21 protein-coding genes are annotated in these 20,089 nt (G+C 71.7%); 17 read left to right on the forward strand and 4 right to left on the reverse strand.

Translation table 11 applies throughout. The features are described 5' to 3' along the window. The first annotated feature begins 52 nt into the window (after positions 1–52). The 3 genes from mshA (at position 53) to ACTMTJ_RS25340 (ending at position 3,339) form a co-directional block, all read left to right on the forward strand. Positions 53–1,363, forward strand: a complete 1,311-nt coding sequence (mshA, locus tag ACTMTJ_RS25330) for a D-inositol-3-phosphate glycosyltransferase (protein WP_441220197.1) — start codon at positions 53–55, stop codon at positions 1,361–1,363. After that, positions 1,360–1,887, forward strand: coding sequence for a YbjN domain-containing protein (locus tag ACTMTJ_RS25335; protein WP_441220198.1), 528 nt, complete (start codon positions 1,360–1,362; stop codon positions 1,885–1,887). The genes mshA and ACTMTJ_RS25335 overlap by 4 nt, the downstream gene beginning before the upstream one ends. Before the next feature lie 249 nt (positions 1,888–2,136). Then, entirely contained in the window at positions 2,137–3,339 is a 1,203-nt protein-coding gene (locus ACTMTJ_RS25340) for a CaiB/BaiF CoA transferase family protein (RefSeq protein WP_441220199.1), read from the forward strand. Here ACTMTJ_RS25340 and ACTMTJ_RS25345 read toward each other — a convergent pair. Further along, complete coding sequence (locus tag ACTMTJ_RS25345) at positions 3,280–4,518, reverse strand: MDR family MFS transporter (RefSeq protein ID WP_441220200.1); 1,239 nt, start codon at positions 4,516–4,518, stop codon at positions 3,280–3,282. The two genes, ACTMTJ_RS25340 and ACTMTJ_RS25345, sit on opposite strands and share 60 nt — an antisense overlap. A 120-nt stretch (positions 4,519–4,638) precedes the next feature. On the opposite strand from ACTMTJ_RS25345, the gene ACTMTJ_RS25350 reads away from it, so the two are divergent. Beyond that, positions 4,639–5,388 (forward strand): phosphoglyceromutase, encoded by a 750-nt coding sequence (locus tag ACTMTJ_RS25350; RefSeq protein WP_441220201.1) that lies wholly within the window; start codon positions 4,639–4,641, stop codon positions 5,386–5,388. Positions 5,389–5,709: 321 nt separating this feature from the next. Here the strand turns inward: ACTMTJ_RS25350 and phoU are convergent, their stop codons facing one another. Next, positions 5,710–6,369 carry a phosphate signaling complex protein PhoU gene (gene phoU, locus ACTMTJ_RS25355; protein WP_441220202.1) on the reverse strand — a complete coding sequence of 220 codons (660 nt, stop codon included), beginning with the start codon at positions 6,367–6,369 and terminating at the stop codon, positions 5,710–5,712. Between the two features lie 144 nt (positions 6,370–6,513). On the opposite strand from phoU, the gene ACTMTJ_RS25360 reads away from it, so the two are divergent. Together ACTMTJ_RS25360 and ACTMTJ_RS25365 are read left to right on the forward strand one after the other, a co-directional pair. Next, on the forward strand, positions 6,514–7,848 hold the full coding sequence (locus ACTMTJ_RS25360; protein WP_441220203.1) for a sensor histidine kinase: 1,335 nt from the start codon (positions 6,514–6,516) through the stop codon (positions 7,846–7,848). Positions 7,849–7,871: 23 nt separating this feature from the next. Continuing rightward, positions 7,872–8,555 (forward strand): response regulator transcription factor, encoded by a 684-nt coding sequence (locus tag ACTMTJ_RS25365; RefSeq protein ID WP_173040329.1) that lies wholly within the window; start codon positions 7,872–7,874, stop codon positions 8,553–8,555. Here ACTMTJ_RS25365 and ACTMTJ_RS25370 read toward each other — a convergent pair. After that, positions 8,537–9,397, reverse strand: a complete 861-nt coding sequence (locus ACTMTJ_RS25370; protein ID WP_441220204.1) for a hypothetical protein — start codon at positions 9,395–9,397, stop codon at positions 8,537–8,539. The genes ACTMTJ_RS25365 and ACTMTJ_RS25370 overlap by 19 nt on opposite strands. Positions 9,398–9,437: 40 nt before the next feature. Between ACTMTJ_RS25370 and ACTMTJ_RS25375 the strand changes: the two genes are divergently transcribed. Together ACTMTJ_RS25375 and ACTMTJ_RS25380 are read left to right on the forward strand one after the other, a co-directional pair. Further along, positions 9,438–10,382 (forward strand): Ppx/GppA phosphatase family protein, encoded by a 945-nt coding sequence (locus tag ACTMTJ_RS25375; protein WP_441220205.1) that lies wholly within the window; start codon positions 9,438–9,440, stop codon positions 10,380–10,382. A 41-nt stretch (positions 10,383–10,423) separates the two neighbouring features. Then, the gene (locus ACTMTJ_RS25380; RefSeq protein ID WP_441220206.1) at positions 10,424–11,233 is read left to right on the forward strand and encodes a sugar phosphate isomerase/epimerase family protein; all 810 of its coding nucleotides are present in this window, start codon (positions 10,424–10,426) and stop codon (positions 11,231–11,233) included. On the opposite strand, the gene ACTMTJ_RS25385 is transcribed toward ACTMTJ_RS25380, so the two are convergent. After that, a complete protein-coding gene (locus tag ACTMTJ_RS25385) occupies positions 11,220–11,756 on the reverse strand; it encodes a CGNR zinc finger domain-containing protein (protein WP_441220207.1) in 537 nt (178 codons plus the stop codon). The genes ACTMTJ_RS25380 and ACTMTJ_RS25385 overlap by 14 nt on opposite strands. Before the next feature lie 95 nt (positions 11,757–11,851). Here ACTMTJ_RS25385 and ACTMTJ_RS25390 point away from each other — a divergent pair, with 95 nt between their 5' ends. From ACTMTJ_RS25390 to ACTMTJ_RS25430, 9 genes are all read left to right on the forward strand, one after another. Further along, on the forward strand, positions 11,852–12,772 hold the full coding sequence (locus ACTMTJ_RS25390; protein WP_441220208.1) for a proline dehydrogenase family protein: 921 nt from the start codon (positions 11,852–11,854) through the stop codon (positions 12,770–12,772). A 15-nt stretch (positions 12,773–12,787) separates the two neighbouring features. Then, positions 12,788–14,086, forward strand: a complete 1,299-nt coding sequence (locus tag ACTMTJ_RS25395) for a hypothetical protein (protein WP_441220209.1) — start codon at positions 12,788–12,790, stop codon at positions 14,084–14,086. A gap of 1 nt (position 14,087) precedes the next feature. Continuing rightward, positions 14,088–15,467, forward strand: coding sequence for an efflux RND transporter periplasmic adaptor subunit (locus ACTMTJ_RS25400; RefSeq protein ID WP_441220231.1), 1,380 nt, complete (start codon positions 14,088–14,090; stop codon positions 15,465–15,467). A gap of 1 nt (position 15,468) precedes the next feature. Then, entirely contained in the window at positions 15,469–16,152 is a 684-nt protein-coding gene (locus ACTMTJ_RS25405; RefSeq protein WP_441220232.1) for an ABC transporter ATP-binding protein, read from the forward strand. After that, on the forward strand, positions 16,149–17,333 hold the full coding sequence (locus ACTMTJ_RS25410) for an ABC transporter permease (protein WP_441220210.1): 1,185 nt from the start codon (positions 16,149–16,151) through the stop codon (positions 17,331–17,333). Before ACTMTJ_RS25405 ends, ACTMTJ_RS25410 begins: the two co-directional genes overlap by 4 nt. Before the next feature lie 208 nt (positions 17,334–17,541). Then, positions 17,542–17,754: a helix-turn-helix domain-containing protein gene (locus ACTMTJ_RS25415; RefSeq protein WP_173040309.1), complete on the forward strand. Its 213-nt coding sequence runs from the start codon at positions 17,542–17,544 to the stop codon at positions 17,752–17,754. A 132-nt stretch (positions 17,755–17,886) separates the two neighbouring features. Continuing rightward, entirely contained in the window at positions 17,887–17,988 is a 102-nt protein-coding gene (locus ACTMTJ_RS25420; RefSeq protein WP_007465623.1) for a 30S ribosomal protein bS22, read from the forward strand. A 50-nt stretch (positions 17,989–18,038) separates the two neighbouring features. After that, positions 18,039–19,094, forward strand: coding sequence for an NAD-dependent epimerase/dehydratase family protein (locus tag ACTMTJ_RS25425; protein ID WP_441220211.1), 1,056 nt, complete (start codon positions 18,039–18,041; stop codon positions 19,092–19,094). Continuing rightward, complete coding sequence (locus ACTMTJ_RS25430; RefSeq protein WP_441220212.1) at positions 19,091–19,963, forward strand: lysophospholipid acyltransferase family protein; 873 nt, start codon at positions 19,091–19,093, stop codon at positions 19,961–19,963. Before ACTMTJ_RS25425 ends, ACTMTJ_RS25430 begins: the two co-directional genes overlap by 4 nt. Positions 19,964–20,089 lie beyond the last annotated feature (126 nt).

A 20,089-nucleotide genomic window follows, 5' to 3' on the forward strand; every position in this document is an offset into this window, starting at 1 on the left:
GGGGTTGCATTGCCGGGGGGCGTGAGTATTCGCCGTCGTGGAAGGAGCACCCTTGTCGCACTGGCCGACGCCGCGGCGCATCGCCACCCTGTCCGTGCACACGTCTCCGCTGGACCAGCCGGGCACCGGTGACGCCGGTGGCCTCAACGTGTACGTCGTGGAGGTCGCCCGCCGGCTCGCCGACGCCGGGGTCGAGGTGGAGATCTTCACTCGGGCCACGTCGAGGGACCGCCCGGCGTGCGTGGAGATGTCTCCCGGGGTGACCGTCCGGCACATTATGTCCGGCCCGCTCGAAGGGCTGGCCAAGGAAGACCTGCCGGGTCAGATGTGTGCGTTCACCAACGGGGTGCTGCGCGCCGAGGCCGCCCACCCGCCGGGCTACTACGACCTGATCCACTCGCACTATTGGCTCTCCGGCCAGGTCGGCTGGCTGGCCAAGGAGCGGTGGGGCGTGCCGCTCGTGCACACCGCGCACACGCTCGCCAAGGTCAAGAACTCCCAGCTCGCCGACGGCGACCGCCCCGAGCCGCTGGCCCGCGTGGTGGGCGAGGACCAGGTGGTCGCCGTCGCCGACCGGCTCGTCGCCAACACCCAGGTCGAGGCCCGCGACCTCATCACGCGGTACGGCGCCGACCCGGCCCGCGTCGCCGTCGTCGAGCCGGGCGTCGACCTGGAGCGCTTCCGCCCGGGAGACCGGACCGCGGCCCGGCGCCGGCTGGGCCTGCCCGAGCGGGGCTACGTGATCGCGTTCGTCGGCCGCATCCAGCCGCTCAAGGCGCCCGATGTGCTGCTGCGTTCGCTGGCCGCCCTGCTCGACCGCGAGCCCGAGCTGGCCGAGCTTGTCACGGTGGTGATCTGCGGCGGGCCGAGCGGCAGCGGCCTCGACCAGCCCACCGCGCTCATCGACCTCGCCAACTCGCTCGGCGTCGCCGACTCGGTCCGCTTCATGGCGCCGCAGACCGGCGCGGACCTGCCGGCCCTCTACCGGGCCGCGGACATCGTCGCGGTGCCGTCGCACAACGAGTCGTTCGGGCTCGTCGCGCTCGAGGCGCAGGCGTGCGGCACGCCGGTGGTGGCAGCCGCGGTCGGCGGGCTGGTGACGGCGGTACGGGACGGCGTGAGCGGCGTGCTCGTCGACGGGCACTGTCCGGTCGACTGGGCGATCGTGCTCGGCAAGCTGCTGGCGTGTCCGGGGCGGCGCGAGGAGCTGGCCGCCGGTGCGGTCCGGCACGCCCGTAACTTCTCCTGGACCCGCACGGCGTCGGGGCTGCTCGCGGTCTACCGTGAGGCGGTGACCGAGCATCGCGAGCGCATGGCCTCCTCGATCGACGCCGACGCCGCGGCCCTGCGGGCGCTGGCGTGACCACCCGGGCAGAGGTCGGCGCGCTGATCGAGTCGGTCTGCGCCGAGCGCGAGCTGCCGTGCGAGGCGACCGGCGAGCTCGCCTACGCGGTGACGCTGCCCGGCACCCACAAGCTCAAGACGGTGTGCAACCTGATCGTGGGCGAGCACGCGCTGCGCGTCGAGGCGTTCGTGATGCGCCAGCCGGACGAGCGGCGCGAGGAGCTGTGGGCGTGGCTGCTGCGCCGCAACGCCCGCATGTACGGGGTGGCCTTCTCCATCGACACCGTTGGCGACGTCTATCTGACCGGCCGGGTGGGACTGTCCGGGCTCGACGAAGACGAGCTCGACCGGTTGCTGGGATCCGTGCTGACGTACGCGGACGAATCGTTCGACACCATGCTCGAAATCGGCTTCGGCACGGCGATCCGGCGCGAGTGGGAGTGGCGGGTCAAGCGCGGCGAGTCGCTGGCCAACCTTCAGGCTTTTTCCCACATGTTCCCCGCGGACCGGCAGTCAAACGGTGTGACGGGCGAGACAACGTAATCGCCTTGTGTCAAGAAAGCGTTGCGCCGTAACGTGATCAGCACGCGCCGCACCTGGCAAACAGTTCGGGGGAGCTAGGGTCCGTCGTCGGGACCGCGCCAGGATAAGCGCTGGGGGATGGGTGGCGACAACACGCCGTTGGGGGACGGCGCCACCTAAGACCGGCGGCGAGAGCGGGCGACGCTTACGGGGGTGAGTGTCGCCCGCCGCCGCCGGGCCGAAGATCCCGTTCCGCCTAGAGTCGCTCTTATGACTGGACCCCTTGCTGGGCTGGGCGTCATCGAGATGGCTGGGCTCGGGCCCGCTCCCTTCGCCGGCATGGTGCTCGCCGACCTCGGTGCCACGGTGGTGCGTGTCGACCGCGTTGGCGCACACGCGGTACCGCTCCCACCGCGCGAGGATCTCCAGGGCCGGGGCAAGCGCTCGATCGCCGTCGACCTCAGGCGCCCCGAGGGCGCGGCGCTGGTTCGCGCGCTCGCCTCACGAGCCGACGTGCTGATCGAGGGCTTTCGCCCAGGCGTGGCCGAGCGGCTGGGCATCGGGCCGACCGAGTGCCTCGCGGTCAACCCCCGCCTCGTGTACGGCCGGGTCACCGGCTGGGGGCAGGATGGTCCGCTCGCCAGCACTGCCGGGCACGACATCACCTACCTGGCCCGTACCGGCGTGCTGCACGCGATCGGCCCGGCGGACGGCCCACCGGTGCCCCCGCTCAACCTGCTCGGCGACTACGGCGGCGGCGGGATGCTGCTGGTGGCCGGCGTGCTCGCCGCGCTGTGGCAGGCCCAGCGTACCGGCGCGGGCCAGGTGGTGGACGCCGCGATCGTAGACGGCACAACGCTTCTGGCCACTCAGCTGTACGGTCTGGTCCACAGTGGATTATGGCAGGACCGGCGTGGCGCCAACCTGCTCGACGGCGGGGCACCCTTCTACGGCGTGTACGAGACCGCCGACGGCCGCCACCTCGCGGTGGGCCCGCTGGAGCCGAAGTTCTTCGCCGAGTTCGCCGACCGCCTGGGGCTCGAGCCGGCCGAGACACCGGACCAGCTCGATGTGGCGTCCTGGCCCCGCCTCCGTACGCTCATCGCGGCCCGTGTCGCCGCCCGCACCCGGGACGAGTGGACCCGGGTCTTCGCGGACGGCGACGGCTGCGTGGCACCGGTGCTGTCACTGGACGAGGCGCCCGCGGACCCGCATCTGAGCGCCCGTGGCGCCTTCGTGGAGGTGGACGGCGTGCGCCAGCCCGCGCCGGCCCCGCGCTTTTCGGCCACACCCGCCGCTGTGCCGTCGCTCCCGCCACCCCTGCCCGGCGAACACACGCGGGAGGTACTTGAGGAGTGGTCCGTGCCCGACGCCGAGGTGTTGCTGGCGAACGGTGTGGCCCACCAACTCCCGTCAGGTAACGAGGACGGGCTCGGGCTTGGCCGCCAGGGCGGCCACGCGCCGCTCGCGTGACGGGCCGGAGAGGATCTGGCCGGCCGCGACGACGGCGGCGATGCCCGCGGCGCCCAGCCACAGTGCGCTGTTGCCGGCGTGCTCCATAACGAAGCCGCCCAGCGTCGGCGCGAGGAACGCCGCCGCCGACCAGGAGAGCGAGAACACCCCTTGGTAGCGCCCGCGGATGCTCGCCGGCGAGAGCTCGGCGATCAGCGTCGCGTTGGAGGGCGACGTGAGCATCTCGCCCAACGTCCAGATGAGGACCGTGACCGCGTACACCCAGGGGACGTCGGCCACCACGGTCAGGCCGAAGCCGAGGCCGGTGACGAGCGAGGCGACGGCGAGCGTGCGGGAGCGGTCGCGGCCGCGGATGAGGCGCGGGACGAAGAGCTGGCCCGCGACGATCAGCACCCCGTTGAGCGCGATCACCCAGCCGAACGTCGACGGCGACAGCCCGTCCTGCCCCATCGCGATCGGCAGCATCGAGATGTGCTGGAGGAAGACCACCGCGGTGAGCAGGTTGAGCAGCAGGAAGCCGAGGAACACCCGGTCGGCGAAGACGGTGTGCAGGCCGGCCGCCGGCGCGCTGGTGTCGCGGCGCCGCGCGAAGCCCTGCGGCCGCCGGGTCTCCCGCACCTTCACGAAGATGATGCCGGCGGTGAGCAGCGTGGTGGTCGCGTCGACCAGGAAGAGCAGCAGGAAGTCGGCCTGCGCGGCGAGGCCGGCGAGCACCGCGGCGAACGCGAAGCCGAGGTTGATGGCCCAGTAGTTGAGCGAGAACGCCCGCAGCCGGTCGCGCTGCGGCACGACGTCGACCATCATCGCCTGAAACGCGGGGCGGGTCGCGTCCGTGAAGAAGCCGAGCACCAGCGCGCAGAGCGTGATGGTCCAGCGGTCGCGGGCGAAGCCCAGCACCAGCAGCGTGGTCGCCGCGCCCAGGTGGGCGGTGAAGAGCGTGGGGCGGCGCCCCCAGCGGTCGGCCAGTACGCCGCCGACCATCACGCCGATCGCGCTGCCGGCCCCGAAGAAGCCGATCACGAGGCCGGCCTGGGTCTGGGTGAAGTGGCGCTCGCTCGTGAGGTAGATCGCCATGAAGATCATGACGAACGAGCCAAGGCGGTTGACCAGGGTGCCGGTCCACAGGTACCAGAAGGTGGTGGGAAGCCCACCCGTGGTCTCCCGTAACCAGCTGCGCACGCCAGACCCCTCCCCCGTAACGGCTGCCACCCATGCCGTTCCTTACAAGCTAGTCCGGTGAGTGGGAGCCGCGCATCCCGATTTCCATGTGGTGGCGGTCACGGTGGCAGGATGATCCCTATGACTCTGGGGACGCTGGTGCTGCTACGGCACGGTGAGAGCGAGTGGAACGCGAAGAACCTCTTCACCGGGTGGGTCGACGTCGACCTGACCGCCAAGGGCGAGGCCGAGGCGCGGCGCGGTGGCGACCTGCTCCGCGAGCACGGCCTGCTCCCCGACGTGCTGCACACAAGCGTGCTGCGGCGCGCCATCCGCACCGCCGACCTGGCGCTCAACGCGGCCGACCGCCACTGGATCGCCGTCCGCCGCTCGTGGCGGCTCAACGAGCGGCACTACGGCGCCCTCCAGGGCAAAAACAAGAAGCAGACCCTGGAGCAGTACGGCGAGGAGCAGTTCATGCTCTGGCGCCGCTCGTACGACACGCCACCGCCGCCGATCGACGACAACGACGAGTGGTCGCAGGCCGGCGACGCCCGCTACGCCACGCTCCCGCCCGAGCTGATGCCCCGCACCGAGTGCCTCAAGGACGTGCTCGCCCGCGCCCTGCCGTACTGGTACGACGCGATCGTGCCCGACCTGCTCGCCGGCCGCACCGTGCTGGTGGCCGCCCACGGCAACTCGCTGCGCGCCGTGGTCAAGCACCTCGACGGCATCTCCGACGAGGCAATCGCCAAGCTCAACATCCCCACCGGCATCCCGCTCCGCTACGACCTCGACGCCTCCCTGCGCCCGGTCACGGCCGGCGGCACCTACCTCGACCCGGACGCGGCCAAGGAAGCCGCCGCTGCGGTCGCCAACCAGGGCCGTTAGGACATTTACCCCGTATTTCCCGGGTCCGCGTCACCTGCGGACCGCTGCTCCCGCCGGAGACCGCGGAGGTCGGCGGCTCGCGGGCGAGCCGAAACCCCCGACCTCCGCTGCCAGCTCCGCGCGACAAGCCCCACGCCGCGGGAAGCCTCTTCCTCGTTCGCAGGATCCGCCAGCAGGCGGCCGCCCGCGACGCCGACTGATCCCGACGCGAGGCCGCATCACGCAGCGTGAGCAAGCGGCCAAAGCGACATTGTGGACAAACACCGCGACGCCGCACGAACGGCTGAGGTCGCGGGAGCAACAGCCGGTAGCTCGAATGGGTCAGCCGGCGCTGGGTGGCTCGGTGGTCTCGCCGGTGACCAGGTAGACGACCTGCTGGCCGGCGTTGACGGAGTGGTCGGCGTAGCGCTCGTAGAAGCGGCCGAGCAGCGCGCCGTCGATCGCGGCCTCGGCGCCGTGTGGCCAGTCTTTGTGCAGCAGGATGCTGAAGAGTCGCCGCTGTAGGTCGTCCATCGCGTCGTCGTCGCCCTCGAGCTCGGCGCCGAGCCGCGCGTTTTGCGTGGTGAGCGCCAGGCCCACCTTGCCCGCCATCCGGTCGGCCACCCCGCCCATCGAGGTGATCACCTCGCGCAGCTCGGGCGGCACGGCCGGCGCGGGGTAGCGCCGCAGTGCGGTCTTGGCCACGTGGCCGGCGAGGTCGCCCATCCGCTCCAGGTCGGCGCCGATCTGGATGCCCGTGATCACGAGCCGGAGGTCGGTGGCGACCGGGGCCTGGCGGGCGAGCGTGTCGTAGACCTGCTGCTCGACCTGTCGCTGGAGATCGTCGACCTCGGCGTCGCGGCTGACGACCGTCTCGCAGATCTCGCGGTTGGCGGTGAGCAGCGCCTCCGTCGCGTGAGACATAGCCGTACGCACCGCCTCGGCCATGGAAACCAGGAGGCGTCCCACCTCGAGAAGGTCTGCCCGCAGCTCGTCACGCATCGCGTTGATGCTAGGCGATACCTCGTGATCTTCGCGGTCCGGGGGTGAACGACGCTCGGCCGAGCGGTGAACACTCTTGGAAGCGGGTCAGGTTTGTCCTATTCTGCGAATCAGTTGGGTTAACAATGACCCTACGATCGCGACGTGGAGTGGGCGGTCGGAGCCGGCGTGGTCGGCAGCGTCATCGGCCTGATGGCCGGAGCCGCTGCGTTGCTCGCCGTGCGCGGCCGCGCGGGGGTGCGCGGTCCGCTCGTCCCTGCCGGCGGCCGGTCGCCGGCGGGAGAGGGCGCTGCTGCCGGGGGCTTCGGAGAAGCCACTCGCGACAACGGGAGGCCGGCTATCGCCAAGGATCAGCAGGGCCAGGTCTCCGGGCTGGGCCGCAAGAGCCTCGACGCGCTGCGGGTCGGCGTCGTCGTGCTCGATCAGGACGACACGCCCGTGCTGGTCAACCCGGCGGCACGCGCGATGGGCCTCCTGCGCGCCGGACCCCAGCCGGGCACCATCGCCGCCCACCCGATCGTGCGCACGCTGGCTGGCCAGGTGCGCCGCACGGGCGTGCGCCGCGAGGTGGAGCTCGACCTGCCCCGAGGCCGGGAGGGCGGGCCGCAGTCGCCGCTCGGCGTCCACCTGCGCGCGGTCGCGCTGGGTGGAAACTTCGTCTCCGTCGAGGCCGCCGACGTGACCGAGTCGCACCGGGTCGACCGGGTGCGGCGCGACTTCGTCGCCAATGTCAGCCACGAGCTGAAGACCCCGATCGGCGCGCTACAGCTGCTGGCCGAGGCGCTGCTCGACGCGACCGACCCGGATAGCGTCACCACCGACCCCGCCGAAGACGTGGCGGCCGCCCGCCGGTTCGCGGAGCGGATCCAATCCGAGTCCACCCGCCTCGGCCGCCTCGTCAACGAGCTGCTGGAGCTGACCCGGCTCCAGGGCGCCGAGCCGTTGCCCGCGCCCGAGCCGGTCGCGATCGACTGGGTGGTGGCCGAGGTCATCGACCGCACCCGCACCGCCGCGTCCGCCCGGAGCATCGAGGTCGACGTGACCGGTGACCGCGGCCTGACGGTGTACGGCAGCGACAGCCAGATCGCCACCGCCGTCGCCAACCTGGTGGAAAACGCGATCGCCTACTCGGCGGAGCACACGAAAGTGGATGTGGTCACGCGCGGTGACGACGAGTACGTTGAGATCGCGGTGACCGACCAGGGCATCGGGATCGGGCCGAGCGACCTCGACCGGATCTTCGAGCGGTTTTACAGGGCCGACCAGGCGAGGTCCCGCGCGACCGGCGGCACCGGCCTCGGCCTGGCAATTGTCAAGCACATCGCGACAAACCACGGTGGCCGTGTGGAGGTGACGAGCAGGCTGGGCGGAGGGTCGACGTTCACCATCCGGCTGCCCGCCCGTCCGCCGGACGCCGTACTGCCGCTACCACCGTCAGTTGAGATCGAGGCCGGTCCGGCCGAGCTTCGACAGGCCTGACGAGCAACAGGAAGGAAAGTCCGTTGGCCCGCGTGCTCGTGGTCGAGGATGAGGAGTCGTTCTCCGACGCCTTGTCATACATGCTCCGCAAGGAGGGGTTCGAGGTCTCGGTCGCCGCGACCGGCACCTCCGCCCTCACCGAGTTCGACCGGACCGGTGCGGACATAGTGCTGCTCGACCTGATGCTGCCCGAGATGTCGGGCACCGAGGTGTGCCGCCAGCTGCGCCAGCGCTCCCACGTCCCGATCATCATGGTGACCGCGCGAGACAGCGAGATCGACAAGGTCGTCGGGCTGGAAATAGGAGCCGACGACTACGTGACAAAGCCGTACTCGCCGCGCGAGCTGGTCGCCCGCATCCGAGCCGTGCTGCGCCGCCAGAGCGTCGACGCGGTGGAGCTTTCCGCGCCCACCCTGGCCGCCGGCCCGGTGCGCATGGACGTCGAGCGCCACGTCGTGACCGTGGCCGGTGCGGCCGTGCAGCTGCCGCTGAAGGAGTTCGAGCTGCTGGAGCTGTTGCTCCGCAACGCCGGCCGAGTGCTCACCCGGGGCCAGCTGATCGACCGGGTGTGGGGCGCCGACTACGTGGGCGACACGAAGACGCTGGACGTGCACGTAAAGCGGCTCCGGTCGAAGGTCGAGCCGGAGCCGAGCACGCCGCGCTACATCGTCACCGTCCGCGGCCTTGGCTACAAGTTCGAGCCCTGAGACCGGGGCGGCCGGCGCTTCGAGATCTTGACCGGCACAGCAGCGGCCGTGGTCGCCGGATGCTCGGCGATCACGCCCTGCTTTGCCCGTGCCGCGCACATCTCGGCCAGCTTCGCGTACGCCGCCTTGCCGACCAGCGCGGTCAGCTCCGGCTCGTACGACAGGTACATCGCCTCGGTGCCAACATGTGCCTCCGGCGACGAGGTGCACCACCAGTCGAGGTCGTGGCCGCCGGAGCCCCAGCCGCGCCGGTCGAACTCGGTCAGCGTCGTCACCAGCACCTTGGTGCCATCTGGCCGCTTGGACCACTCCTGCTCGCGGCGCACCGGGAGCTGCCAGCACACGTCCGGCTTGTACTCCAACGGGTGAACGCCGTCGCGGAGCGCCTGTGCGTGCAGGGCGCAGCCGCCACCGCCGGTGAAGTCGGCGTCGTTGAGGAACACGCACGGGCCCTCTTCGCCTTGCGTGGCCGTGCGGCGGGCCGGGTTTTTGCCGTCGATGGAGTCCATCTCCGTATAGTTTTTGAACCCGCGCCGGTAGTGCTGCCAGGTCTCCGGCGTCAGCCGCTTGACCGCCGCCTTGACCCGGTTTTCGTCGTCCGAGTCGGTGAAGAACGCGCCGTGCGAGCAGCATCCGTCGGCTGCGCGGCCGGCGATGATCCCGTGACACGCCTTGCCGAAGACGCACGTCCATCGGGAGAGCAGCCAAGTGAGATCGGCACGTACGACGTGCTTTGGGTCCTCCGGGTCGACGAACTCGATCCACTCCCGGGGGAAGTCGAGCGAGACTTCCTTACTCCGCGGGTCTTGGGGGTCGTCGACGAGGACGTGCAGGCTTGCCACCTGGTCAGCTTACGCGCGTGGTACCCGTAAGGTTTGAACTATGCGGCTGGGTGTCCTCGACGTCGGGTCCAATACCGTGCATCTTCTGGTCGTGGACGCACACCACGGCGCACACCCCTGGCCGGCCCACTCCGAAAAGGCGGTGCTCCGGCTGGCCGAGCAGATCGGCAAGGACGGCGCGCTCACCAAGTCCGGCGCCGACGCACTCGTCAAGGCGGCCGCCGACGCGATGACCGCGGCGGCCCGGCTGGTCACCGACGACCTGCTGGCATTCGCGACCTCCGCGGTCCGCGACGCCACAAACTCCGCCGCCGTGCTCTCGCGGGTCCGGGAGGAGACGGGGGTACGCCTTCAGGTGCTCTCCGGCGCGGACGAGGCGCGGGCCACGTTCCTCGCGGTGCGGCGGTGGTTCGGCTGGTCCGCCGGGCGCCTGCTGGTGATGGACATCGGCGGCGGCTCGCTGGAGCTCGCGGCCGGCATCGACGAAGACCCCGACCTCGCCATGTCGCTGCCGCTCGGCGCCGGCCGGCTGACCCGCGACCGGCTGCACATCGACGGCAGCACCGCCACGCCGCCGTCCGCGCACCGGGTCGACGAGCTGGCCGAGTACGTCGAGGAGATGCTCGATCCGGCCGTGCAGAAGCTTTCCGAGGTCGGCTGGGACCGTCCGGTCGCCACGTCGAAGACGTTCCGCTCGCTGGCCCGCCTCGCCGGCGCCGCCCCTTCGACGGCCGGGCTGTGGGCGCCCCGGCGGCTGCACCGCGACGGACTCCGGCAGGTGATCGGATTCATCCGCCACATCTCTCCCCGTGAACTGTCCGGTTTGGAGGGTGTGAGCGGCCGCCGGGCCCACCAGCTGCTCGCCGGCGCGGTCGTGGCCGAGGCGACGATGCGCCGGCTCAACATCGACGCGGTCGACATCTGCCCCTGGGCACTGCGCGAAGGGGTCATTCTTCGCCGTCTAGACCAATTGGAGCCGGCGTAGCGCCAAAGCGCATTTACCACCGTGGCGATACCCTGGCAAGCGTGAGTTCCCGCGTCCCCGTACTCCTGTCCAGCTCCTCCGTCTTCCCCGAGCCGACGGCGGCGGCGTTCGAGATGGCCGCCACCCTGGGCTACGACGGCATCGAGGTCATGGTCTGGACCGACGCGGTCAGCCAGGACGCCGGTGCCCTGCGCGGCCTGTCGACGCACTACGGCGTGCCGGTGCTGTCCGTGCACGCACCGTGCCTGCTGGTCACCCAGCGGGTGTGGAGCTCCGACCCGTGGGAGCGGCTGCGGCGGGCGGCGATGCTGGCCGAGACGCTAGGCGCACCCACCGTGGTGGTGCACCCGCCGTTCACCTGGCAGCGTGACTACGCGCGCGGCTTTGGTGCCGGGCTGGCCCGCTTGGCCGCTAAGCACCCGGATGTCACGTTCGCGGTGGAAAACATGTATCCGGTGCGGATGGCCGGCCGCGAGTTCGTGCCGTACGTGCCGGGTTGGGATCCCACCGAGACCGGCTACGACGCGTACACGCTCGACCTCTCCCACTGCGCGGCCTCCCGCACCGACCCGCTGGCCATGGCCGACACGATGGGTGCCCAGCTCGCCCACGTGCACCTCGGCGACGGCACGGGCGAGGGGCGCGACGAGCACCTGGTGCCCGGGCGCGGCAGCCAGCCCTGCGGCGAGCTGCTGGCGTCGCTGGCAGGGCGGGGTTTCACGGGTTCGGTGGCGGTCGAGGTGGCGACGCGCAAGGCGAGCAGCCGGGCGGTCCGCGAGGCCGACCTGCGAGAGTCGCTGGCCTACGCCCGGCAGCATCTCGCCACCCCGACGCCGGTCACACCGCGGTAAGCAGCTTTTCCTTCTTGCGCGCGCGGTGGGCGGCCACGTGGGAGCGGGTGGCGCACCGCTCCGAGCAGAACCGCCGGCAGTTGTTGGACGAGGTGTCCAGGTAGACGTTGCCGCAGCGCTCGTCGGCGCAGACGCCGAAGCGGGCGCTGCCGAACTCACAGAGCCACACGGCCAGGCCCCAGACGGCGCCGGCGAGGTACTCGGCGCTGACGGAGGCGCCCCGGCTTGTCACGTGCATGTGCCAGTCGTTGGCGTCGTGACCGGAGATGCGCGGCTGGACCGGGAAGGTCTCCAGCAGCGCGTTGAGCTCGGCGACAGCCTCGATGTCGCGGCCGGACGTGCCGAACTCGAAGACATCTCGCAGGCGCTTTTGCGCCCGGCGGAAGATGGCCAGGTCGCGCTCGACTGCCTCGGTGGCCATCCAGGAGTTTTCCTCGCCGAAGAGGCCCCGGAGGCCGTCGAGGTCGTCCAGCGACGCGTTGACAAGGTCAACGGCCGTCCTGGCGTACGCGTCGAAGTTCACCCGACAACCGTAGACGACTTGGGGCCCTCATGGCGCGTCACGCTCGTGCGGACGGTAACCGGGCCACTCCGCGGGGCGGGCGTTACGCTCGCCTCATGCTGCGATCGGTCATCCTCGCCGCTTCCCGGTCTTCCCGGATGGAGCGGCTCGTCGAGACTGCGCCGCTCACGCGTGGTGTGGTGCGGCGGTTCGTCGCCGGCACGTCGCCGGACGACGCGCTGCGGGCGACCGGTGAGCTGGTCGCCGACGGCCTTTCGGTGAGCCTGGATGTGCTCGGTGAGGACACCGAGACGCCCGAGCAGGCGGTCACCACCCGCGAGGCCTACGTCGCGTTGCTGCACGCCCTCCGCGACGCGGAGCTGACCCCGGCCGCGGAGGTGAGCGTCAAGCTCTCCGCGCTCGGGCAGAAGTTCGACGAGCAGCTGGCGTACGACGGGGCGCGAGCGATCTGCCTGGCCGCATCGGAGGCCGGCACCACGGTGACGCTGGACGCGGAAGACCACACCACCACCGACTCCACCTTGGACATCCTGACCAAGCTGCGCACCGACTTCCCGACCACCGGGGCCGTGCTCCAGGCCTACCTGCGGCGCACCGAGGCCGACTGCCGGGAGCTGGCGACCGCGGGCTCGCGGGTGCGGTTGTGCAAGGGGGCCTACAAGGAGCCCGAGTCGGTGGCGTACCAATCCACTCTGGACGTCGACAAGTCGTTCGTGCGCTGCCTCAACATCCTCATGTCGGGCGATGGCTACCCGATGCTCGCCACCCACGACCCCCGGCTGATCGCGATCGGCGAAGACCGGGCGCGGTGGTTCGACCGGTCGCCCGACGAGTTCGAGTTCCAGCTGCTGTACGGCGTGCGCCCGGACGAGCAGGCCCGCCTGGCCGCCGAGGGATACACGGTGCGTGTCTACGTGCCATACGGCACGGAGTGGTACCCGTACCTGATGCGCCGCCTGGCCGAACGGCCGGCGAATGTCAGCTTCTTCCTCAAGGCGGTCAGCCGCAAGGCGTGAGCTAAGGTCCCGCGTGTGACGGACGCACCGGGGCCGGAGCCGGGATCGCGCCGGCGCTGGCCGCTGTGGCTGGCGCTCGGGTCGGTCGCCGTGGTGCTGTCCTGCGCCGTCCCGCTGGTCGTGATCGTTACCCTCCGCGACCACGGCCCGGGCGCGTCGGCCAGCGCCAGCCCGATCGCCATCCACAGCCCCGAGCCGGGCGACCCGGAGCAGATGACCCAGCTCTGGCTGCGCGAGCGGATCGCGGATGTGCTCACCGAGCAGGCCGGCGCGCTGCTCCGCGGCGACGAGCGGGGGTTCCTCGCGGTCGCCGAGCCGAAGTCGGCGGCGGTCGGTGCGCTGCGGCGGCAGTTCCGGTCGCTGCGGGCGCTGAAGGTCACCGCCTGGCAGGTGCGGATCACCGACATCCCGGACCGGGCCGGGTCGCGGTGGCGGGTCGCGGTGACGTACGAGCACTGCTTCGTCGACCCGGGCTGCCTCACCGGTCCGGTATCCATCGAGACGACCTGGGTCGACCGCGGCGGCGTGCCACGCATGGTCGCCCTGGCGCCGTCGCCCTCGGCGCAGGACGGTCCGCGGCCGTGGGAGGCCAGCGACCTGGTGGTCGCCCTGGGCAAGCGGGCGGTGGTCGCCACGACGGCGGCGCAGAAGGGCCACCTCGCCGAGGTGCTGCGCGAGGCCGAGCGGGCGGCCGAGGTCGCCGACCGGTACGCGGTCGGTGGCCTGCCGCCCCGGCACTACCAGGTCTTCTACGCCGGCGAGAAGGAGTGGCGGCGCTGGTACGGCGGCGACCGGCCGGAGTGGACCGCCGGATACGCGGTGCCGGTCGGGGGTGGCCACTTCGACGTGGTGCTCAACGCGAAGGGCCTGCACAGCAGCGTGCTCGACGACCTGCTACGGCACGAGATGACGCACGCGGCCTCGCTGCCCGGCGGCGGCTACCGCACCGGTGAAAACTGGTGGCTGGTCGAGGGCCTCGCCGACCTCGCCGCCGCGGGCGGGCGGCCGGTCAGCCGGTACGAGAGCCTGGGCGACGTGCGGCGGCTCGTGTCCGGCGGGTGGCGCGGTCCGCTGAGCGCGGCCGAGCCGGGCGAGCGAGCCACGGACTGGCAGGTCAGCGCCGCGTACGGGGTCGGCTACCTCGCCGTCCGCCACCTCGTCGACCGCTACGGCGAGGAGGCGATGCTCGCGTTCTTCAAGGCGGTCGTGCACGAGCGAAAGTCACCCGAGGCGGCGTCCACCAAGGTCTTCGGCGAGCCGTGGCAGGCCCTTCAGGACGACTGCGTGTCGTACGTGCGGAGCGCGGCCTCGTAGGATTACTCGGGTGTCTGGCGTCCCCCCGCCACGAAGACTGATCCTGCTCGCCGGCGCTGCCCTCCTCGCGCTCGGCGCGACAGCCGCGTCCTGTGGCGACGACGAGTCGGCCGTGGCCCTTGGCAATGCGTCCCGCGGCGAGGTGGCGGAGGTGGTCGACGCACCGGCCTCGGTCACCGCGAAGGCGGCCGCCACGCTCACTTCACCGGCCGACGGCACGCTCGCCGTGATGCGGGTGGGTCCGGGCGCCACCGTGCGGCGCGGCCAGGTGCTCGCGGTCGTCGACTCGCCCGGTGCCAAGCAGCGGCTCACCCAGGCCAAGGCGGCGCTCGACGCGGCCAAGCGGGCGGGTGGCGGCTTCGGCGGCGGGGTCAACCTCACGACCGTCCAGCGCAATACCGACAAGGCCGCGGCCGCCGCGTTCGACGCCGCCCGCGCCGCCGCCGGCAAGATCGCCGATCAGCGGATCCGCGGCGTGCTGCTCGCCAACGTCGACGCGGCGGAGAAGCAGTACGAGGCGGCCGCTCGCGCCGCCGGCCAAGCGGTCCGCGCGGTGCAGCGGGGCGTGGCCGGGCTCAGCTCGGCGGTCAGCGCGCTCTCGGCCGCCCAGCGCCTCCAGGCGCAGCAGGCCTACGACCTGGCAAAGTCCACTGTGGATGCGCTGACCCTGCGGGCGCCGATTCCCGGCGTGGTGCAGCTCGGTGGTGCCGCCGCGCCGGCCGGCGGCGCGTCCGCCGAGGCGCTGGCCGGGCTGCTCGGCGGGTCCGGTGCGCAGCTGCCCACCGGCGCGCTGAACCCGCCCGCGGCGCAGGGCCCGGCGGCCGGCGTCGACGTCGCCGTGCCGGTCGGCGGCCAGGTCACCGCGGGCACCGCCATCCTGACGATCGTCGACGTGTCCGCACTCGGTCTCGTCGCCGAGGTCGACGAGACCGATGTGCTGCTGGTCCGCCCCGGCCTGAAGGCGACGGTGGAGCTCGACGCGGCGACCGGCGCCACGTACGCGGGCGAGGTCCGCTCGGTCGACGTGCTGCCGACCGCCTCGGCGCGCGGCGGCGTCGCGTACCGCGTCCGGCTCGCCCTCGGCGCCGGGCAGTTCGGCGACGGCCGCGACGCCCCGCCACCCCGGCCGGGCATGAGCGCGGTCGTCCATCTCCAGGTGCGCGAGGCGGCCGACGCGGTCACCGTGCCCGCCGCGGCGGTCTTCTCCGCCGACGGCCGCGACGCGGTCTGGGTGGTCCGCGACGGCCGCGCCGCCCGGGTCGACGTGACCGTCGGCGTGCAGGGGCAAGACGTCGTGCAGATCGTCACCGGGGTGGCGCCCGGCGACAGCGTGGTGGTCCGCGGCACCGACCAGGTCACCGCCGGCCAAGAAGTGCCGTGAGATCGTGACGGTCGAAGCGGCTGACGTCACCCGGACGTACGAGCTGGACGGGGTTTCCGTACCGGCTCTGCGAGGCGTCTCCCTTGTCGTCGAGCCGGGCGACTACGTGGCGATCGTCGGGCCGTCGGGCTCGGGCAAGTCGACGCTGATGCACCTGCTCGGTGGGCTCGACCAGCCGACCGGTGGCCGCCTGGTCATCGGCGGGCGAGACGTGTCGACGCTCTCCGCGCCGGAGATGGCGCGGCTGCGCAACGAGACGATCGGCTTCGTCTTCCAGGCGTTCCACCTGCTGCCCCGGACGTCGGCGGTCGACAACGTGGCGCTGCCCCTCGTGTACCGCGGCGTGGGCGCCCGGCAGCGGCGGGCGAAGGCGGCGGAGATGCTGGAGCGGGTGGGGCTCGGCCACCGGCTCCACCACCGGCCCAACCAGCTTTCCGGCGGCGAGCAGCAGCGGGTGGCGATCGCGCGGGCGCTGGTCACCGACCCGGCGGTGCTGCTGGCCGACGAGCCGACCGGCAACCTCGACACCGCGACCGGCGCCGCCGTGCTGGGCCTGCTCGAAGACCTGAACTCGACCTCCGGCGTGGCTCTCGTGATCGTCACCCACGACCGCGACGTGGCCGCCCGGGCCCACCGGCAGATCGCGATGCGCGACGGCCAGATCGTGCCCGAGGGCGCGGAGTGAGGATCGTCGAGGCCTGGCGGGTCGCGCTCGACGCCCTGCGGGCCAACCGGTTGCGCAGCGGGCTGACCATGCTCGGCGTGGTGATCGGCGTCGCCGCGGTGGTCGTGCTCGTCGCGATCGGCACCGGTGCCAAGCGCGAGGTGGAGCAGCAGGTCGAGGGGCTCGGCTCCAACCTGCTGATCGTCGTGCCGGGGCGGCTGGAGTTCAACTCCGCGCCCTCCGTCTCCCGCCTCTCACTGTCCGATGTAGACGCCGTGAGCCGGGTGGTCGGCGATCCGTCGCGGGTGGCGGTCACGGTCACGTCCGGCGAGACGGTCCGCGCCGGCACCCGTTCCACGTTCACCACCGTGCAGGGCGTGCTGGAGACGACGCCGCAGGTCTTCGTCCGCGATGTCGGGCGGGGCAGCTACCTCACGGCGTCCGATGTGGACACGGCGCGGCGGGTGGCGGTGCTCGGCGCGACCGTGGCTCGTACCCTCTTCGGCGACCGCGACCCGGTCGGCCAGCAGGTGTCGGTCGCGGGCGTGCGGTTTCGCGTGATCGGCGTATTCGCGCCGCTCGGGCAGAGCCTCGGCGTCGACCGGGACGACGAGGTGCACATCCCGGTGACGACGGCACACCGGCTGTACGGCACCAACCGCATCGACGGCATCGCGGTCAAGGCGCCCGACCGGGAGCGGATCGACGCGCTCGGCGAGCGGATCGTGGCCGAGCTCAGCAAGCGCCACCCGGACACCGAGTTCAGCGCCGTGACGCAGGAGCAGATCCTCGGTGTACTCGGGGACATCCTCGGCGTGCTGACCGGTGTGCTGGCGGCCATCGCGGGCATCTCGCTGCTCGTGGGCGGCGTGGGTGTCTCCAACATCATGCTCGTCTCGGTGCGCGAGCGGACCCGGGAGATCGGCCTGCGCAAGGCGGTCGGTGCCCGGCCGCGCGACATCGGCGTGCAGTTTCTGCTGGAGGCGGTGCTGCTCACGACCATCGGCGGGGTCACCGGCATGGCCCTCGGCGTGGGCGGGGCGCTGCTGGTCGGCGAGCTCTCCCCGGTGCCGGCGGCGATCACTTGGTGGTCGCTGGCGCTGGCGTTCGGCGTCTCGGCCGCGGTGGGGATCATCTTCGGCGTGGTGCCGGCCCAGCGTGCCGGCCGCCTCGACCCGGTGGTCGCCCTCCGCACGGAGTGACCGAGCTTCGATCACAAGAGGGGATATGCCCCCTTGGGGTGAATTAAGCTAATCGCCCGGAGTGGCGACTTGACTGATCATGATCATCTGGCTGAAGGGATCGCGTGGGTCACAGCCGTCCCGGTACCGTACTAGTTACACGCGCGTTGCCCGCCGCGGCGCATCCGGCCCGGCGGCACGCGCCGGGGATGGGATGGGTTGGTGAGCCATGGCAGGATCACCACAGTCCGAGAGCAGACTGTCGGAGGTCAAGTTCCTGACCGTCGCCGAGGTGGCGACGCTGATGCGGGTCTCGAAGATGACCGTTTACCGGCTAGTGCACTCCGGCGAGTTGACGGCGGTCCGGGTTGGCCGGTCGTTCCGGGTCCCGGAGCACGCGGTGCACGAATACCTTCGGGGGGCGTTCCAAGAGTCGGCGTAACAGGGGCTACCCTGGTGGGCGACCGTGAGTCCGACGGGCGTCGGCGCCCACCAGTTAGCTCCGGTCCGCTGTCCAGATTGGTCGCCGGTCGGTGACCGGCTGTAGTCGAAATCGCAATGGGAAGGCTTTCGTATGGGCTCGGTGGTCAAGAAGCGCCGCAAGCGCATGGCTAAGAAGAAGCACCGCAAGCTGCTGCGCAAGACCCGCGTCCAGCGTCGCCGTCTCGGTAAGTAAGTCCGCGTCCGGGCGCGTGCGCCGGGCGACCATCGAATCGTGAGGTGGCGGTGACTGCCGCCTTGGGCGTCGTCGTGGTAACCGGCATCAGCCGGCATCTCGGCGCGCATGTCGCCGCCCGCCTCGCCGCCGACGAGCGCGTCGGTCGCGTGGTGGGTCTCGACCCCAACGAGCCCGCCGCCGAGCTCCAGGAGATGCTCGGCGGCGTCGAGCACGTGCGCGCCGACGCCGGTTCCGCCAACACCGTCGTGGCCGAGCTCGACGCCGAGGTCGTGGTGCATCTCGCGCTCGTCACGTCGCCCGAGCCGGGCGGCCGGGCGGCGATGAAGGAGCAAAACGTCATCGGCACGTTGCAGCTCCTCGCCGCCTGCCAGCGGGCACCCCACCTGCGCAAGCTGGTGATGCGCTCGTCCACGGCGGCATACGGCGCCTCGTTCCGCGACCCGGCCGTCTTCACCGAAGACACCGAGCCGCGGCAGGTGCCGCGCGGCGGGTTCGCGCGAGACATCCTCGACGTCGAGGGCTACCTGCGCGGCTTCCGCCGCCGGCGGCCCGACGTGAGCGCGACGGTGCTCCGCTTCGCGCCGTTCATCGGCTCCACGGCAGACACCAGCCTCACCCGCTATTTCGCGCAGCCGCTCGTGCCCACCGTGTTCGGGCGCGACCCGCGGCTCCAGTTCGTGCACGTCGACGACGCGCTCGAGGTGCTGCGCCGCTCGGTGGTAGAAGACCACCCGGGCACGTTCAACGTGGCAGGTGCCGGCGTGCTCGCGCTCTCCCAGGCCATCCGGCGGGCCGGGCGGCTCGCCGTGCCGGTCTTCGAGCCCGGCCTCTCCGCCGCCGCCACGCTCGCCGGCGGGCTGCGGCTCGGTCGCTACGGTCTCGACCAGCTCGACCTCTTCGTGCACGGCCGGGTGGTCGACACCACCCGCCTCGTCGAGGAGTACGGTTTCGAGCCGCGCACCACCGCGGCCGCGTTCGACGATTTCATCCGCGGGCACGCCGACCGCGCCGTGGTGACCGCCGACCAGCTGGCGGCCGCCGAGCGGGCCATCCTCGACGGCATCCGGCGAGTCCGCGCCTCCGCTGCGAAAGAACCCTCATGAGTGACCCGGCTGTCGACGACTGGCCGGGCGACCCGTGGGACAAGCGGGTCGCCTCGACCCTCTCCTTCCTGCGCCGCCGCCTCTCCGGTCAATACGAAGTGGACGAGTTCGGCTTCGACCCGGAGCTGACCGACCACGTCTTCTATCCGGTGCTGCGCCGGCTCTACCGCGACTGGTTCCGCACCGAGGTCTTCGGCCTCGAACACCTGCCGGACGACGGCGCCGGCCTGGTGGTCGGCAACCACTCCGGCACCGTGGCGATGGACGCGCTGATGCTCTCGGTGGCCGTGCACGACGAGCACCCCAAGGCCCGCCACCTGCGCCTGCTCGGCGCCGACCTGGTCTTCCGGGTGCCCGTGCTCTCCGAGCTGACCCGCAAGTCAGGCGGCACCGTGGCCTGCAACCCGGACGCCGAGCGCCTACTGCGCGGCGGCGAGCTCGTCGGCGTCTTCCCGGAAGGCTTCAAGGGCGTAGGCAAGCACTACAAGGACCGGTACAAACTCCAGCGCTTCGGCCGCGGCGGCTTCGTGTCGGCCGCGCTGCGCACCGGCACCCCGATCGTCCCGGTGGCCATCGTCGGCGCCGAGGAGATCTACCCGATCCTCGGCGACCTCAAGCCGCTGGCCCGCCTGCTCAAGCTGCCGTACTTTCCGGTCACCCCGACCTTTCCCTGGCTTGGGCCGCTCGGGCTGGTGCCGCTGCCGAGCAAATGGCTCATCGAGTTCTGCCCGCCGATCCCCACCGCCGACCTGGTCGACCACGCCGACGACCCGATGGTCATCTTCAACCTCGCCGACCAGGTGCGCGAGACGATCCAGCAGACGCTCCACCGCCTCCTCGAAAAGCGCCCCGACCCGTTCGGCCGCTAGCGCGCTCCTCTTCCTCGAAACCCAAGAGACAGATCTGAGCTACCGCGACGATGCTCCTATGGTTGTCAAGCGGCGGGGTCAGGGTCGTTTGTTGTGATGATTTGGTAGAGCTCGCGGGCGATGTAC

Origin of the sequence: Phytohabitans sp. LJ34 (assembly GCF_052068095.1) — a bacterium.
Lineage (GTDB): Bacteria > Actinomycetota > Actinomycetes > Mycobacteriales > Micromonosporaceae > Phytohabitans.

Bases quoted from the DNA above. Each gene is read 5' to 3' on its own strand.
- ACTMTJ_RS25340 (WP_441220199.1), top strand. From the start codon at position 2,137: ATGACTGGACCCCTTGCTGGGCTGGGCGTCATCGAGATGGCTGGGCTC.
- ACTMTJ_RS25430 (WP_441220212.1), top strand. From the start codon at position 19,091: ATGAGTGACCCGGCTGTCGACGACTGGCCGGGCGACCCGTGGGACAAG.
- phoU (WP_441220202.1), bottom strand. From the start codon at position 6,369: ATGCGTGACGAGCTGCGGGCAGACCTTCTCGAGGTGGGACGCCTCCTG.
- ACTMTJ_RS25375 (WP_441220205.1), top strand. From the start codon at position 9,438: ATGCGGCTGGGTGTCCTCGACGTCGGGTCCAATACCGTGCATCTTCTG.
- ACTMTJ_RS25390 (WP_441220208.1), top strand. From the start codon at position 11,852: ATGCTGCGATCGGTCATCCTCGCCGCTTCCCGGTCTTCCCGGATGGAG.
- ACTMTJ_RS25420 (WP_007465623.1), top strand. From the start codon at position 17,887: ATGGGCTCGGTGGTCAAGAAGCGCCGCAAGCGCATGGCTAAGAAGAAG.
- ACTMTJ_RS25415 (WP_173040309.1), top strand. From the start codon at position 17,542: ATGGCAGGATCACCACAGTCCGAGAGCAGACTGTCGGAGGTCAAGTTC.
- ACTMTJ_RS25350 (WP_441220201.1), top strand. From the start codon at position 4,639: ATGACTCTGGGGACGCTGGTGCTGCTACGGCACGGTGAGAGCGAGTGG.